Origin of the sequence: Bradyrhizobium sp. AUGA SZCCT0222 (genome assembly GCF_018130205.1) — a bacterium.
Taxonomy (GTDB): Bacteria; Pseudomonadota; Alphaproteobacteria; order Rhizobiales; family Xanthobacteraceae; genus Bradyrhizobium.
The window spans coordinates 192335-206699 of sequence record NZ_JAFCLX010000006.1; the positions used below are offsets into that span (position 1 = coordinate 192335).

The 14365-nt window shown below is 63.8% G+C and carries 16 protein-coding genes; 13 read left to right on the forward strand and 3 right to left on the reverse strand.

All coding sequences use genetic code 11. The features are described from left to right. Nucleotides 1-158: 158 nt before the first annotated feature. The 3 genes from ldtR (at nt 159) to JQ629_RS07630 (ending at nt 1582) form a co-directional block, all read left to right on the forward strand. The gene (ldtR, locus tag JQ629_RS07620) at nt 159-674 is read left to right on the forward strand and encodes a transcriptional regulator LdtR (protein ID WP_212412124.1); all 516 of its coding nucleotides are present in this window, start codon (nt 159-161) and stop codon (nt 672-674) included. A 440-nt stretch (nt 675-1114) separates the two neighbouring features. Then, entirely contained in the window at nt 1115-1342 is a 228-nt protein-coding gene (locus tag JQ629_RS07625; RefSeq protein WP_212263627.1) for a hypothetical protein, read from the forward strand. Between the two features lie 18 nt (nt 1343-1360). Then, nucleotides 1361-1582 carry a hypothetical protein gene (locus tag JQ629_RS07630; protein ID WP_212037750.1) on the forward strand — a complete coding sequence of 74 codons (222 nt, stop codon included), beginning with the start codon at nt 1361-1363 and terminating at the stop codon, nt 1580-1582. A 6-nt stretch (nt 1583-1588) separates the two neighbouring features. Here JQ629_RS07630 and JQ629_RS07635 read toward each other — a convergent pair whose 3' ends face one another. Together JQ629_RS07635 and JQ629_RS07640 are read right to left on the reverse strand one after the other, a co-directional pair. Then, nucleotides 1589-2473: an HpcH/HpaI aldolase family protein gene (locus JQ629_RS07635; RefSeq protein ID WP_212412125.1), complete on the reverse strand. Its 885-nt coding sequence runs from the start codon at nt 2471-2473 to the stop codon at nt 1589-1591. Nucleotides 2474-2492: 19 nt separating this feature from the next. Continuing rightward, nucleotides 2493-3419 carry a ketopantoate reductase family protein gene (locus JQ629_RS07640; RefSeq protein ID WP_212412126.1) on the reverse strand — a complete coding sequence of 309 codons (927 nt, stop codon included), beginning with the start codon at nt 3417-3419 and terminating at the stop codon, nt 2493-2495. 203 nt (nt 3420-3622) lie between these two features. On the opposite strand from JQ629_RS07640, the gene JQ629_RS07645 reads away from it, so the two are divergent. The 10 genes from JQ629_RS07645 to JQ629_RS07690 all read left to right on the forward strand — a co-directional run bounded on the left by JQ629_RS07645 (nt 3623) and on the right by JQ629_RS07690 (nt 13132). After that, a complete protein-coding gene (locus tag JQ629_RS07645) occupies nt 3623-4249 on the forward strand; it encodes a glutathione S-transferase family protein (RefSeq protein ID WP_212412127.1) in 627 nt (208 codons plus the stop codon). A 298-nt stretch (nt 4250-4547) separates the two neighbouring features. Next, nucleotides 4548-5849: a serine hydroxymethyltransferase gene (gene glyA, locus JQ629_RS07650; RefSeq protein ID WP_212412128.1), complete on the forward strand. Its 1302-nt coding sequence runs from the start codon at nt 4548-4550 to the stop codon at nt 5847-5849. A 25-nt stretch (nt 5850-5874) separates the two neighbouring features. Then, the gene (gene nrdR, locus JQ629_RS07655) at nt 5875-6357 is read left to right on the forward strand and encodes a transcriptional regulator NrdR (RefSeq protein ID WP_192733576.1); all 483 of its coding nucleotides are present in this window, start codon (nt 5875-5877) and stop codon (nt 6355-6357) included. Next, on the forward strand, nt 6354-7505 hold the full coding sequence (ribD, locus tag JQ629_RS07660) for a bifunctional diaminohydroxyphosphoribosylaminopyrimidine deaminase/5-amino-6-(5-phosphoribosylamino)uracil reductase RibD (protein ID WP_212412129.1): 1152 nt from the start codon (nt 6354-6356) through the stop codon (nt 7503-7505). Before nrdR ends, ribD begins: the two co-directional genes overlap by 4 nt. After that, nucleotides 7506-8114, forward strand: coding sequence for a riboflavin synthase (locus JQ629_RS07665; RefSeq protein ID WP_212412130.1), 609 nt, complete (start codon nt 7506-7508; stop codon nt 8112-8114). Between the two features lie 117 nt (nt 8115-8231). After that, on the forward strand, nt 8232-8723 hold the full coding sequence (ribH, locus tag JQ629_RS07670; RefSeq protein ID WP_212412131.1) for a 6,7-dimethyl-8-ribityllumazine synthase: 492 nt from the start codon (nt 8232-8234) through the stop codon (nt 8721-8723). 2 nt (nt 8724-8725) lie between these two features. After that, the gene (gene nusB / locus JQ629_RS07675) at nt 8726-9223 is read left to right on the forward strand and encodes a transcription antitermination factor NusB (RefSeq protein WP_192733572.1); all 498 of its coding nucleotides are present in this window, start codon (nt 8726-8728) and stop codon (nt 9221-9223) included. Next, a complete protein-coding gene (gene thiL / locus JQ629_RS07680; protein ID WP_212412132.1) occupies nt 9216-10208 on the forward strand; it encodes a thiamine-phosphate kinase in 993 nt (330 codons plus the stop codon). The genes nusB and thiL overlap by 8 nt, the downstream gene beginning before the upstream one ends. 203 nt (nt 10209-10411) lie before the next feature. Then, on the forward strand, nt 10412-10621 hold the full coding sequence (locus tag JQ629_RS07685) for a cold-shock protein (protein WP_192733570.1): 210 nt from the start codon (nt 10412-10414) through the stop codon (nt 10619-10621). A 390-nt stretch (nt 10622-11011) separates the two neighbouring features. Further along, nucleotides 11012-13132 (forward strand): sodium-translocating pyrophosphatase, encoded by a 2121-nt coding sequence (locus tag JQ629_RS07690; RefSeq protein WP_212412133.1) that lies wholly within the window; start codon nt 11012-11014, stop codon nt 13130-13132. A 159-nt stretch (nt 13133-13291) separates the two neighbouring features. Here JQ629_RS07690 and JQ629_RS07695 read toward each other — a convergent pair whose 3' ends face one another. Next, nucleotides 13292-14296 (reverse strand): Bug family tripartite tricarboxylate transporter substrate binding protein, encoded by a 1005-nt coding sequence (locus JQ629_RS07695; protein ID WP_212412134.1) that lies wholly within the window; start codon nt 14294-14296, stop codon nt 13292-13294. Between the last annotated feature and the right edge of the window lie 69 nt (nt 14297-14365).

Sequence of the window (14365 nt, forward strand, 5' to 3'; positions counted from 1 at the left end):
TTATCCATGGGCTTAATCCGCGATTCACTGTCTTAAATTCATGATCTCTTTATTGTCTTATTTAAGCGGATCTTCAAACGGCCCCCTTAAGTTGAAGCTATCAGGCGGGACAAAAGTTTCGTCGAATAAGTCGATAAAAACGACAACAGGGGAATGTCATGATGAAAGCCGTTGCAACGGCGGTGGAAACCGCTGAACGCTCTGCCGGTCAAGCTCCGGTGCAGCCGCTCTATCTTGAAGCATTGACTTTGGTGGAGCGGCTGCATCGCAGGCTGCTTGACGTGATCAAGGATGAATTCGATCGCCGCGGCCGCGCCGATATCAACTCGGTGCAGGCGTTGCTGCTCTATAACATCGGCGACAAGGAATTGACCGCGGGCGAGCTGCGCACGCGCGGCTACTACCTCGGCTCCAACGTCTCCTACAATCTGAAGAAGCTCGTCGAGCTCGGCTTCCTCGATCATCAGCGTTCGCGCGTTGATCGCCGCTCGGTCCGCATCCGTCTGACCCCGCAGGGCCAGGAGATCCGCAAGATCGTCGACGCGCTGTATCAGAAGCACGTCAAGACCGTGGAGCAGGTCGGCGGCATCTCGAACGAGGAGTTCGCGACGCTGAACAAGTCGCTGCATCGGCTCGAGCGGTTCTGGACCGACCAGATCCTGTATCGGCTCTGAGATTTACATAGCGTTTTCGAGCGAAGTGGACTTCCGGTTCGCGTGAAGAAAACGCGTCAAATAAGAATTCGAATCCGCGGCCAAGCCGGCCACTCAAAAGACCGGCAGCCAACAGCGGATCATGAACTGGCAAGGCAGTAAGCCCTGCCCAAGGCGCATCGGCTCCGGGTTACCGGATCCGGTGCGTTTTGCTTTTTGGGCCTGAGTATTGAGTGCAGCGGCTTCGTCCTTCGCGACGCGCGCAAGAGCCGCCTCGGGCATAGCCGCTTCGAGTGATAGCGGTCACAGTTTCACCTGATAAAGCGCATCAAAACAACAAGCTGCATCGCAATTCTAAGGTGACGCAAGCATTGGCGGCGGGCCGGGCAATAGCTGGTTTCCCGGAATGGAACTTCTGCCGGGCTCGCGCATTATCGCTCCTGACACGGGGACCGAAGAACATGCTCGTCGAGCGCGGATTGCGGGTGATGAATGTCGAGGTGGTGGGCGACGCTTACGCCATTGCTTCGAACTATCTCCGCAGGACCGGCGCCATCCCGGACACTTTCGCCACCGACGAGCGGCTGCTCGAAATCATCGTGCAGATGTTTCAGCGCGGCGAGTTGAACAAGATCCGCCTCGCCAACCAGGCGATCGCCAAATTCGAAGCCGAAACCTACATCGCCTGACCCCTACCGGAGAACTTCATGGAAGCCGCCATCGACCGCATCATGCACACCTACGACCTGCTGGTGAACCGCAGCTCTGCCGCGAACGATGAAGCGCGCGAGAAGGTGACGGACTATGTGAAGACGCTGTTCGAGGCCGGCGAAAAGGACACCCACCGCCTGACCGTGTGCGGCCTGACCTATCTGCGCCAGCTCGACGGCTCCACCGACCCGGTGAAGGCAGGCTATACGGGGATGTGAGTTGGCTCAGCCCGCCTTGCGATCCGCTTCGAGCTTCCGCAACGAGGCCGACTTGAGACTGGCGCCGGCCAGCATGTAAGCGTGATCCGATCCCGTCAGGATGAACTGCGCGCCGAGATCGGCGTAATGCTTCATGGCGTCCGGTTCGTAGACGCCGCCCATGCCGAGGAATTTGCCTGCCTTGCGGCACGCCGCGCCGACGCTTCGGTAGGCTTCCTCGACACGCGGATGCAGGATTTGACCGGAGATGCCCATCTCCGCGGTCAGGTCAGAGGTTCCGATCAGCAATCCGTCGATCCCATCGACCCCGGCGATCCCGGCGGCATTGGCCACGCCTTCGGGGCTCTCTATCATGGCAACGACCAGGATTTCCGGATTGATGGCCGCCTGGGCCTCGGCGGCGCCCGGCGTTTTGTAACCGAACAGAGCGGATGGTCCGCCCCAGCTCCGCGACCCCAAAGGCGGATAGCGAAAGGCCGAGGCGATGCGCCGGGCCTGATCGACCGTATCGACATGCGGTACGATGACGCCTGCGGCGCCGTTGTCGAGGGCCCGCGTGCCTTCATCAATCGCGCCTGCGCAAATTCGGACGATCGGGGTGATGCCGGTCGGCAACGAGGCGATGCAGATCTGCGCGACGTCATCCTGCGAAAATGCACCGTGCTCGAGGTCGATGAACAGCCAGTCGTGCCCTGTCGCCGCAGCGATCATGCCCGCTGCCGCGGTGCGTAAATGGTGCACGCCGAATCCGAGGGCGAGCCCGCCCGCTCGCAATTTCCTGATCGTGGCGTTCTCGACAAGCGGCATATGCTTCTCCGTGATGTCGCGCATCGAGGCGCGTCGCAAAGTGGTGGCTACACTGCCGACCTGTCCGGCGCGATGTAAGGACATGGCGCCTCGAGCGTTCCCGTCAACCCGCCGGCTTCCCCATGATGTAAGGCTTCAGCATCGCATACATCAGGCTGTGCGTCGGCGTCGGCACGCCGAGCTTTTTGCCGAGCTCGACCACCTTGCCGCCGAGCCAGGGCAGCTCCAGCCGGTTGCCGCGCTCGAGGTCGAGCGCCATCGACGGCTTTTGGTGGGCGGGCAGGCTGTCGGAATAGCCTGATATCGTCTCCACCGCGTTGTCCGGCAGCGCCACGCCGCGGGCGCGGCCGACATCCATCACTTCGCGGTAGGCCGACATCAGCACGGGGCGAATATCAGGATCGTCGCGCAACGCGCCGATTGGCTGGCGCGCCAAGGCCACCGTGCTGGCGTTGGCGGCGAGCAGGATGAACTTCATCCATAGTTCGGTGAGGATCGCGTCGCTCAGCTTGGCTTCGAAGCCGGCCTTCTGGCACAGTGCGAGAAATGCTTCGCCGCGCGGGCTGCTTCTGCCGTCGAGTTCGCCGAACACGATGCGCATGAAGGTGCCGACCTGCTGGATCACGCCTGATGCTATGATGTTGGCGCTGATTTGCGCGACGCCGCCCATCACGGCGTTTTCGCCCAGGATCGGGATCAGCCTTTCTGCGGCATCGACGCCGTTCTGCAGCGGGATGACAGCCGTATCAGGGCCGATCAGCGGCTTGATACTGATCCCCGCGCTTTCGACGTCCCACAGCTTGACGCAGAACAGCACGAAATCGACCTTGCCGATCTCGGCGGGATTGTCGGTCGCCTGTGTCGGCACCAGATGGATATCGCCGCGCGGGCTTTGAACCTTCAATCCGTCGCGCTTCATGGCCGCCAGATGCGCGCCGCGCGCGATGAAAGTGACATCCGCGCCGGCTTTCGCCAGCGCCGCTCCATAACCGGCGCCTACGCCGCCGGTGCCGACAATCGCAATTCGCATCGTTCTCTCCTCGTTGGCGAAAACCTAGCACCGCAGGCCGATACCACGCAAAGGTGTGTTTGCGCCTCGTCATTGCGAGCGAAGCGAAGCAATCCATGCATCCGCCCTCGAAAGTATGGATTGCGTCGCTTCGCTCGCAATGACGGCGTTAGAAATCTCTGTTAAACAACAACATTAACAAGAAACCCCTCGAGGAAACTGCCATGCTCACGGTTCATCATCTCAACGACTCCCGCTCGCAGCGGATCCTGTGGCTGCTCGAAGAGCTCGGCACGCCCTATGAGATGAAGCGCTATCAGCGCGATGCCACGACGCGGCTGGCGCCGCCGGAACTGACGGCGATCCATCCGCTCGGCAAGTCGCCCGTCATCACCGATGGCGGCACCACGATCGCGGAGTCCGGTGCGATCGTCGACTACATCATCCGCAAATACGGAAAAGGCGCGATGATGCCGGCGCCCGACAGCGCCGACTATGAGGCGTACAATGAGTGGCTGCATTATTCGGAAGGGTCCGCGATGCTGCCGCTGATGCTGAACCTCTATGTCGGCAGGCTGAAGGAAGCCGGCGCGCCGCTGCACCCGCGCATCGACAGCGAGTTGGCCAATCACCTCGGCTATGTCGATCGCGCGCTGAAGGGCCGGGAGTTCTTCGTCGGCCCGTCGCTGTCGGGTGCCGACATCCAGATGAGCTTTGTCGGCGAGATGGCAAAGGTGTTCGAAAAGCTCGCCCCGTATCCGAACCTGGCGGCCTGGCTGACGCGCATGCACGCGCGCCCGGCGTTCCAGCGCTCGATCGAGAAGGGCGGGGCGTACCGGTTCGCGAAGTAGGTCCGTGTCGTTCCGGGGCGCGAAGCGATCCCGGAACCTCGAGATTCCGGGTTCGATGCTTTGCATCGCCCCGGAATGACGAACGGGTGGCCCGGCCCTAGGCCGGGGCGACGGCGGTATTTGCCCGGGACTGGCATCCCCGCCATCCCCACCATATCTTGCATAAATATCAGATGGATACCGCAAGTGCTTGGCCGGCCCGGGCCGATGTGGTATCTCGCAAGCGCTTCTTTCGACCGCCACACGTAACCGACCGCTGTGCCGCTTAAGGCCTTGCGGCGGTGGAGATATTCGGCCCATGACCTCCAGCAGCAAGACCGCCTCCGCGCCCGACTCGTTCTTCACGGCGACCCTCGCCGAGGCCGATCCGGAAATCGCCGCCGCCATCAAGGGTGAACTCGGCCGGCAGCGCCACGAGATCGAGCTGATCGCCTCGGAAAACATCGTCAGCCGCGCGGTGCTGGAAGCGCAGGGCTCGGTGATGACCAACAAATACGCCGAAGGCTATCCGGGCGCGCGCTACTATGGCGGTTGCGAATGGGTCGACGTCGTCGAGACATTGGCGATTGATCGCGCCAAGAAACTGTTCGGCGCTGCCTTTGCGAACGTCCAGCCGAACTCGGGCAGCCAGATGAACCAGGCGGTGTTCCTGGCGCTGCTGCAGCCCGGCGATACCTTCATGGGCCTCGACCTTGCCGCCGGCGGCCATCTCACCCATGGCGCGCCCGTCAACATGTCCGGCAAATGGTTCAAGGCGCAGCACTACACCGTGCGCCGCGACGACCAGATCATCGATATGGACGAGGTTGCACGCCGCGCCGAGGAGGTGAAGCCGAAGCTGATCATCGCCGGCGGCTCGGCCTATTCGCGCGCCTGGGACTTCAAGCGTTTCCGCGAGATCGCCGACAGCGTCGGGGCCTATCTGATGGTGGACATGGCGCATTTCGCCGGCCTCGTCGCCGGTGGCGTCCATGCCTCGCCGGTGCCGCATGCCCATGTCACGACCACCACCACGCACAAATCGCTGCGCGGCCCGCGCGGCGGGTTGATGCTGTGGAACGACGAGACGCTGACGAAAAAGTTGAACTCGGCGATCTTCCCGGGTCTGCAGGGCGGTCCCTTGATGCACATCATCGCCGCGAAGGCGGTGGCGTTTTCCGAGGCGCTGCGTCCGGACTTCAAGATCTACGCCAAGAACGTTGTCGAGAACGCCAAGGCGCTGGCGGAGGCGCTGCGCGCGCAGGGCCTCGACATCGTTTCGGGTGGTACCGACAACCATCTGATGCTGGTCGATCTGCGGCCCAAGGGGCTGAAGGGCAACGTCTCGGAGAAGGCGCTGGTTCGCGCCGCGATCACCTGCAACAAGAACGGCATACCGTTCGATCCCGAAACGCCGTTCGTCACGTCGGGCCTGCGTCTGGGCACGCCGGCGGCGACCACGCGCGGTTTTGGCGTCGCCGAATTCCAGCAGGTCGCCTCCATGATCGCCGAAGTGCTCAACGCGCTGGCGCAATCGCCCGACGGCAAGGCGCCGCTGGTGGAAGCCGCGATCAAGGAACGCGTCAAGGCACTCACCGACCGCTTCCCGATCTATCAGTAAAGGCCACAGGTAAGGGATTCGTGGGATGCGCTGCCCCAGCTGCAACAGTCTCGATACGCAGGTGAAGGATTCGCGCCCCACCGAGGATTCCGCCGTGATCCGGCGGCGGCGGGTCTGCATCGCCTGCAACTTTCGCTTCACGACCTTCGAGCGGGTGCAACTCCGCGAATTGACCGTGATCAAGCGCAATGGCCGCCGCGTGCCGTTCGACCGCGACAAGCTGGTGCGCTCGCTGCAGATCTCCTTGCGCAAGCGCCCGGTCGATCCGGAGCGCGTCGAGAAGATGGTCTCCGCCATCGTGCGCGAGCTCGAAAGCGGCGGCGAGGCGGAGGTTTCCTCGGAGGCGATCGGCGAGATCGTGATGGAGCATCTGCGCCAGCTCGATGATGTGGCCTATGTGCGTTTTGCCTCGGTCTATCGCAACTTTCGCGAGGCCAAGGACTTTGAAGCCGTGCTCGGTGAGCTGTCCGGCGAGGAAGACGCACGGGTCACCGCGTTACGCAAATGATCTTCCGCATTCTGGAAGACCAGTACGCGCAGAAATCCAGAGAGTCCAAAGCCGCGGACGCGCGCTTCATGCAGCTCGCGCTTGCGCTCGGCCGGCGCGGGCAGGGGCGCACCTGGCCGAACCCCGCCGTCGGTGCTGTTATCGTCAAGGACGGCGTCATTGTCGGGCGTGGCTGGACCCAGCCCGGTGGCCGGCCGCATGCCGAGCCGGATGCGCTTCTGCGCGCCGGTGAAGCCGCGCGCGGCGCCACGCTCTATGTGACGCTCGAGCCGTGCTCGCATTTCGGCAAATCGCCGCCTTGCGTCGATGCCGTGATCGCGTCGGGCATTGCCCGCGTGGTGTCGGCGATCGAGGATCCCAATCCGGAAGTCGCCGGACAGGGCCACGCCAAACTGCGCGCCGCCGGGATTATCGTCGATGTCGGCCTGAATTCCGCGGAAGCAGCCTACGACCATGCCGGGCATTTCCGCCGCATCCGCGACAAGCGCCCGCATGTGATCCTCAAGCTCGCGGTCTCCGCCGACGACAGGATCGGCGCCGCCGGCCGCAAGCCGGTCGCCATCACGGGCGAGGCCGCAAGGACGCGCGTGCATCTGCTGCGCGCGCAGTGTGATGCGATCCTGGTCGGGATCGGCACCGTGCTGGCGGATGACCCGGCGCTGACCTGCCGCCTGCCGGGGATGGAGCATTTGTCGCCGGTACGGGTGGTGCTGGATCGGAGCTTGCGGATTCCCGGCACCAGCCGTCTGGTGCAGACCGCGCGCGAGACGGCGCTCTGGGTCATGACGTCGGATCTGTCAGAAGCGCCGGCCGCCATGAAGCTCGGCGCTGCCGGGGCGCAGGTGATCCGCGTCGCCGCGTCAAGCACGCCGCCGGGGCTGGATCTGCCGGCGGTGCTGCGTGCGCTGTCCGACAAGGGCATTTCGCGGCTGATGGTCGAGGGCGGGGCGCGCGTCGCGTCGTCCTTTGTATCGGCGGGGCTGGTCGACGAGGTCTGGCTGCTGCGCGGACCCGAGGCGGTCGGCGCGGGCGGCATTCCCGCGCTGGACGCATTGCCGCTGTCGGCTCTCACCGGGTCGCCCGCGCTAAAAGTCCGTGCTAGCGAAAGCCTTGGTTTAGATACTCTCACGATCTACGAGCGCGCTTAAATGTTCACCGGAATAGTCACCGATATCGGCGAAATCGTCAGCCTGACGCCGACGGCGCAGGGGCAGTTGCATCGCTTGCGCATCGCCTGCCGCTACGATCGCGCCACCATCGCCGATGGCGCCTCGATCGCCTGCAACGGCGTCTGCCTCACCGTGGTCGCCTCCGGCGTCGATGATGGCAAGACCTGGTTTGACGTCGACGCCGCGGCCGAGACGCTCGGTATGACCACGGCCAAGCACTGGGGCAAGGGCACAAAACTCAATCTCGAGCGCGCGCTGAAGATCGGCGACGAACTCGGCGGTCACATCGTGGCCGGCCATGCCGACGGCATCGCCAGCATCGTCAAGCGCGACGATCTGCCCGATATGGCCAGGTTCGAACTGCGCACGACGCGGGAACTGGCGCGCTTCATCGCCGTCAAGGGCTCGATCACGCTGGATGGCGTGTCGCTGACGGTGAATACGGTCGAAGACGTGGTGTTTTCGGTGCTGATCATTCCCCATACGCTCAGTGTCACAACACTGGGCGGCTGGAATTCGGGCAGCGAGGTCAATATCGAGGTCGATCTGATGGCCCGCTATGCGGCGCGGCTGTCGGAAATGAAATAGCAACAGCAACAATTGTGTCATACGCGGGCTTGACCCGCGTATCCATCCTCTTAACAGGATGGATTCCTGATAGGATGGATTGCCGGGTCGAGCCCGGCAATGACAAGAAGGTAGATAATGGCAGACGCACGACGCGCACCCCTGAAAGATCAGACCGATATTGCCGGCGCGCGCGCGCTGATCGTCGAGGCACGCTTCTACGACGATATCCAGGATGCGCTGCTGGAAGGCGCCGTCACCGAACTGAAGGCTGCCGGTGTCACGCATGACGTCATCACCGTGCCCGGCGCGCTGGAAATCCCCGCCGCGATCGCGATCGCGATCGACGCGGCCGAGAACAGCGGAAAGCCCTATGACGCCGCGATCGCGCTCGGCTGCGTGGTGCGGGGCGACACCATTCATTTCGAGATCGTCTCGATGGAATCCTCGCGCGCGCTGATGGACCTTGCGGTCGCGAGAAAGTTCCCGCTTGGCAACGGCATCATTACGGTCAACACCGAGGCGCAGGCCTGGGCGAGGGCGCGCGCCAGTGAGCTTAACAAGGGCGGCGACGCCGCCCGCGCGGCGCTCGCGATGCTGCGGATCAAACGCCGGCTGGCAAAGGCCTGACGATGGCAGACAGCAAGAAGCCCGCTCCGAAAAGTCCGGACAAGAAAGCCAACCGGCGCGGTGCGGCGCGGCTCGCCGCCGTGCAGGCGCTGTACCAGATGGACATTGGCGGCGCCGGGATCAACGACATCTTCGCCGAGTTCGAGAGCCACTGGCTCGGCAACGAGGTCGAGGGCGACAAATATCTGCCGGCTGAAGCCGCTTTCTTCCGCGACGTCGTCTCGGGCGTGGTGCGGGATCAGGCAAAACTCGATCCCCTGATCGACGACGCGCTGTCGAAGGGCTGGCCCTTGAAGCGGATCGACGCGATTTTGCGCGCGGTGCTGCGGGCTGGATCCTATGAACTGGAGCATCGCAAGGACGTGCCCGGCCGCGTGGTCGTGTCCGAATATGTCGATGTCGCGCACGCCTTTGTCGAAAAGGACGAGACCGGCATGGTGAACGCGGTGCTCGACCAGATCGCGCGCCAGTTCCGCGCCGACGAGTTCGCGCGTGGCTAGCGCGCCCGCGTCCGGCGAGGACTCGCTGATCGCGCGCTATTTCAGGCCGATCGCGACCGACCCGGGCGCCTTCAATCTGGACGACGACGCGGCGGCCCTGAAGCCTGATGGCGGCGACATCGTGGTGACGACGGACGCCATCGTTGAGAGCGTGCATTTCCTCCCCGACGATCCGCCCGACACGGTTGCGCGCAAGGCGTTGCGGGTGAACCTCAGTGATCTCGCGGCCAAGGGCGCGGTGCCGGCCGGTTTCGTGCTGACGCTGGCGCTCCGCGATACCGACGAAGCCTGGCTCAAACCGTTCGCGGCCGCGCTCGGCGAGGACGCGGCGCAGTTCGGCTGTCCGCTGCTGGGCGGCGATACGGTGTCGACGCCCGGGCCGCTGATGGTCTCAATCACCGCGTTCGGGCGCGTGCCGTCAGGCAAAATGGTCCATCGCAGCGGCGCCAAGCCTGGCGACCGGGTGCTGGTGACCGGCACGATCGGCGATGCCGCGCTCGGGCTTGCCGTGCTCGGGGGCGGAAAGGTCCATGCTGCGGTCAGCGATATCGCCGCGCGCGATCTGCTGATCGGGCGTTATCGGGTACCGCAGCCGCGCGTAGTGCTCGCGGAAATCGTTCGCGACCATGCCAAAGCGGCGATGGACGTGTCCGATGGGCTCGCCGGCGATCTCACCAAGCTCTGCGGCGTGTCCGGCGTTTCCGCTGCGATCGATCTGGAATCGATTCCGCTGTCGGATACCGCGCGCGATCTGGTGTCGCGTGGCATCGTCGGAATCGAAACATTGATCGCCGGAGGCGACGATTACGAAATCCTGTGCACGGTGGCGGAAGACCGCGTCGATGCGTTCCTGCAAGCCGCGCAGGACGCCGGCGTGGCGGTGAGTTCCATCGGAACCGTGGTCGCTGGAAATAGTGCGCCAATATTCCTCGACGGGCAGGGCGGTGAAATCGTGCTGAAACGGCGCTCTTACAGCCATTTTTGAGCGTCGCAGCGCCGCCTGAGGGCCTTTATTTGCAGCCGGCCATTGCAATTTCCCGGAAAATCTATAGTTGTGCGCGCATTCGATTGCCGCCGTGCCTTTTTGAACGCGCCTGTTAGGGCATCTTCCAGAGACATCGTCGATTGGATTTGAATCCGTGCGATCGCCGTGCGGAATGAAAGCCTACGTGCTTTGGAGAATAGAAAATGGCTACGGGAACTGTGAAGTGGTTCAACGGTCAAAAGGGTTTTGGATTCATTCAGCCGACCGACGGCAGCAAGGATGTGTTCGTTCACATCAGCGCCGTTGAGCGCGCAGGTCTGACCGGTCTGGCCGAAGGCCAGAAGGTCGAGTTCGAACTCAAGACCGACAAGATGCGGGGCAAGGTAAGCGCAGAAAACCTGTCGCTGGCCTAAGGCCTCGAAACGGTCGTTTCACGGATGTACTGAAATGGATCGCGGGCCCGCTCGACCCCCACGGGGGTTGGGCGGGCTCTTGTACTTTTGGGGGCTGCGCGCCGGAGACAATCGATTCCGGGTGGCCTGTCGCCGCTGACCGTGTTCGCGGATTTCCGCCACGTGGACTACCCGGCCTCCGGTGTCCCGGGGGGCTGCGCCATTTCCCGGTGAATCCTTTCGAAAATCGACGTTTTCTACTCCTCGTGGCGTTGCGCCGGGGAGACGATTTTGGCAAGGTCCCCGCCGAATGGAGGCCACCCTTCTGGGCAGGGAAAGGCCTCCTTTTTATGCGCTTGCCGCGTTCGCGGTAAATGGCGTGGGGAACATCAGGGATATAAGGCAAATTCAATGACAGCATTATGGGTGATTGTGCTCTGCGGAGCGCTTTCGATTGTTTACGCGATCTGGGCGACGGCATCCGTGATGAAGGCGGACGCCGGCAATCCGCGCATGCAGGAGATCGCAGCCGCGGTGGCCGAGGGCGCACAGGCCTATCTGAAGCGCCAGTACATGACGATCGGCATGGTCGGCGTCGTGATCTTCGCCTTGCTGGCTTATTTCCTCGGCATGCTGGTTGCGGTCGGCTTCCTGATCGGCGCGGTGCTGTCGGGCGCCGCCGGCTTCATTGGCATGAACGTTTCGGTTCGCGCCAACGTGCGTACCGCGCAGGCCGCGACCACCTCGCTGGCCGGCGGACTTGAGCTCGCCTTCAAGGCCGGTGCGATCACCGGCATGCTTGTGGCTGGCCTCGCACTGCTCGGCGTCACCATCTACTTTGCCTATCTGACCCAGATGCTGGGCCTGAAGGCCAACGACCGCGTCGTGGTCGACGCGCTGGTCGCACTCGGCTTCGGCGCCTCCCTGATCTCGATCTTCGCCCGTCTCGGCGGCGGCATCTTCACCAAGGGTGCGGACGTCGGCGGCGATCTCGTCGGCAAGGTTGAGGCCGGCATTCCCGAGGATGATCCGCGCAACCCCGCCACCATCGCCGACAACGTCGGCGACAACGTCGGTGACTGCGCCGGCATGGCCGCCGACCTGTTCGAGACCTATGCGGTGACCGCGGTCGCCACCATGGTGCTGGCTGCGATCTTCTTCGCGACCTCGCCGCTGCTGGTGAACATGATGACGCTGCCGCTCGCGATCGGCGGCATCTGCATCCTCACCTCGATCGCAGGTACCTTCTTCGTCAAGCTCGGCGCCAGCCAGTCGATCATGGGGGCGCTCTACAAGGGCCTGATCGCGACCGGTGTCCTGTCGCTCGTCGGCGTTGCCGGCGTCATCTACTGGCTGATCGGCTTCGGTCCGCTGGCGGGTGTGAAATACACCGGCATGGCGCTGTTCCAATGCGGCGTCGTCGGTCTTGTCGTTACCGGGCTGATCATCGTGATCACCGAATACTACACCGGCACCGATTATCGCCCGGTCAAGTCGATCGCGGCGTCGTCGGTCACCGGTCACGGCACCAACGTGATCCAGGGCCTCGCGATCTCGATGGAATCCACCGCCGGCCCGGCGCTGGTCATCATCGCCGGCATCCTCGTCACCTACAGCCTTGCCGGCCTGTTCGGTATCGCGATCGCGACCACCACCATGCTGGCGCTGGCCGGCATGATCGTGGCGCTCGACGCCTTCGGTCCCGTCACCGACAACGCCGGCGGCATCGCCGAAATGGCCGGCCTGCCGAAGGAAGTCCGCAAGTCGACCGACGCGCTCGACGCGGTCGGCAACACCACCAAGGCGGTCACCAAGGGTTACGCGATCGGCTCGGCCGGTCTCGGCGCGCTGGTGCTGTTCGCGGCTTACAATGAAGACCTCAAATTCTTCATCGCCAACGCCGCGAAGTATCCGTACTTCCAGGGCGTGCTGCCCGACTTCTCGCTGAACAATCCCTACGTCGTGGTCGGCCTCTTGTTCGGCGGCCTGCTGCCGTATCTGTTCGGCGCGATGGGCATGACGGCCGTCGGCCGTGCGGCCAGCGCGATCGTCGAGGAAGTGCGGCGTCAGTTCCGCGAAAAGCCGGGTATCATGCAAGGCACCGACAAGCCGGATTACGGCCGCGCGGTCGACCTTTTGACCAAGGCGGCGATCAAGGAAATGATCATCCCGTCGCTGCTGCCGGTGCTGTCGCCGATCTTCGTCTACTTCGTGATCTTCGCGATCGCGGGCGGCGGCGCGGCCGGCAAGTCGGCGGCGTTCTCGGCCGTCGGCGCCATGCTGCTCGGCGTGATCGTGACCGGACTGTTCGTCGCGATCTCGATGACCTCGGGCGGCGGCGCCTGGGACAACGCCAAGAAGTACATCGAGGACGGCCATTACGGCGGCAAGGGCTCCGACGCGCACAAGGCGGCGGTGACCGGCGACACCGTCGGCGATCCCTACAAGGATACGGCCGGCCCCGCCGTCAACCCGATGATCAAGATCACCAACATCGTGGCGCTGTTGCTGCTGGCGATCCTGGCGCACTGAGCGGCGAGAAGCCCGATCAAACAAAAAACCCCGCGGTGCGAGCCGCGGGGTTTTTCTTTGAAAGTTCGTAGCCCGGATGAGCGCAAGCGAAATCCGGGACCCCTCGCGCGATATCCCGGATGTCGCTTGCGCTCATCCGGGCTACGGGAGCTACGCCCCTCAGCCCGCGTCCATCTGCAGGCCTTCCTGCTTGATGATGGCGCCGAACTTCGCGGTTTCCGCCTGGGTGAAATCGGAAAATTGCTGCGGCGTGCCGTAATCGGTGCGGGCGCCGATCTTGGCCATGCTTTCCTTGATGTCGTCGCGCTCCAGGAACACCTTGATTTCCTTGTTGAGGGCATCGACGACCGGAGGCGGGCAGGCCTTGGGCAGGAAGATTCCGAACCAGGACGAGACATCGAATTTGGCCAGCTCCGGCCCGGTCTCGCGCACGGTAGGAATGTTCGGCCCTGACGGACTGCGCTCCGGCGTCGTCACCGCCAGCGCGTTGAGCTTGCCGTCCATGACCTGCGGCAGCGTCGGAAAGAGATTGTCCGACAGGATCTGGATGTCGCCGGCCAGCGCCGCCTGCAGCGCCGGCCCGGCGCCGCGGAACGGCACATGCACCATCTTCAGTCCGGTGAGTTGCAGCAGCCAGGCCATGGTGAGGTGAGGGCTCTGCCCGATGCCTGAGGAACCATAAGTCAGCTTGTCCGGGTTGGCCTTGATGTAGGCAATCATGTCTCCGATCGACTTGACCGGCACCGAGGGGTGCGCCGAGATGATGTTGGGAATCCGGATCAGGTTGGAGACCGGCTGCAACTGGTCGGCCTTGTAGGTCATGTTCCGGAAGATGCTGTAGGCGATGGCGTTGGGGCCGGGATTGCCGACCAGGATGGTGTGCCCGTCGCCCTTCTGGCGGACGACTTCAGCGGTGCCGATGGTGCCGCCGCCGCCGGAGCGGTTTTCCACCACCGCGGACTGGCCCCACGCCTTCTGCAAATGAGCCGCCAGCAAGCGTCCCATCACGTCCGTGGTGCCTCCCGGCGCGGCCGGCACGATCAGGCGGACGGTTTCGGTGGGCCGCCAGTCGGCGCCCAGGCTGCTGCGCGGCAGAATGGCCGCAGTGGAGAGCGCGGCGGCTCCGGTCAGAATATGGCGGCGGGAAAAAAATCGGCTGGTCACTAGGTCACTCCCTGCGGGGTTGTTGTTTTGCAGGCGACCGTAGGCAGCGCGCACGCTCAGGGCAAGCGG